The 295-nt window shown below is 52.2% G+C and carries 1 protein-coding gene; it reads left to right on the top strand.

What is annotated here, in order from left to right; genetic code table 11:
* Positions 1-295, top strand: a 295-nt coding sequence (locus tag AC1RPV_RS07750; protein WP_481764192.1) for a hypothetical protein, incomplete at both ends; no start/stop codon positions are given.

Here is a 295-nt window from a genome sequence, read left to right as displayed (position 1 = left end):
AAAACAGCGACTACTCGGAATTCATGTGCAATATCCTGAAGGGCCTCACGCTTCCGGAAACTGAACTCGAATACCTTCGTGATGAAGCCGTGGAATTGGTGTATCTCATTGAAGGTGATATCCGGGCGTCAACGCAGCTCTGCTGTAGCACACTGAGTAATTGGGTGGCGTTCCAGAAGCGTGGAGTCCCGTCCGAATCACGTATGATGATCCCGGATGAGCAGCAAACTTGGATACGCCACGCAAATCAGGCACGTCTGGGCTGGGTTGATACGATGCTGGAGCGTGGCTACAT

The sequence above is a fragment of the Dellaglioa sp. CoH-55-MRSF-9 genome (assembly GCF_056782155.1).
This window is presented reverse-complemented; position numbering and strand designations above follow the sequence as displayed.